The sequence below is a fragment of the Nocardia sp. 852002-20019_SCH5090214 genome, from assembly GCF_001665865.1.
GTDB classification, from domain to species: Bacteria; Actinomycetota; Actinomycetes; order Mycobacteriales; family Mycobacteriaceae; genus Nocardia; species Nocardia nova.
The window spans coordinates 1-552 of sequence record NZ_LZMK01000396.1; the positions used below are offsets into that span (position 1 = coordinate 1).

The 552-nt window shown below is 69.4% G+C and carries 1 pseudogene; it reads right to left on the reverse strand.

Going from position 1 to position 552, the window contains the following annotated elements:
* Positions 1-552 (reverse strand): annotated as a pseudogene (locus A5780_RS41490) (hypothetical protein); the annotation flags it as partial.

The window sequence follows — 552 nt, forward strand, 5'->3', positions numbered from 1 at the left end:
GAAGCCGAGGGCTTTGGCTTGCGCGGCCGGCGAGTCGAAGGCGGCGAGGTCTTTGATGGTGTGGCTGCACATGATCAACCCGGTGCCCAGCGGCCGGTTCAACCGGGTCAGCGCATCGACGCGGTCGACCATGAACTCACCCGCACCCAGCACGCGCCAGATCTCGTCCATGACGACCTCGAACGTGCGCGGGGCCGCGAGAGCGGCGTCGGCCAGCGCATGGGCGGCGGCGACCGCGCCGAAGCCCTCGCTCCAGCACACCATCAGCACCGCCGCCAGCAGTTTCGTGTCGCCTTCAGGGATGCGGGACACATCGATGCAGACCGCGGGGCTGTTCAGGTCCAGGGGTGTGCTGGTTTGCCGGTCGAAGATCTGGCCCCACGGGCCTTCGATCACCGCGCGCAGCGAACGGCGCAACACTTTGGTCGCGGCCCGGAACGCGACATCGTCGTCTTCCTCGGCGAACTGCCGCAACCGCTGCGCGCCGCCGGAGATCGTGGCCAGCAGATCCGACAGCCGCGGCGGCCGCTGCGGGGTGAATCCTCCAGCGGG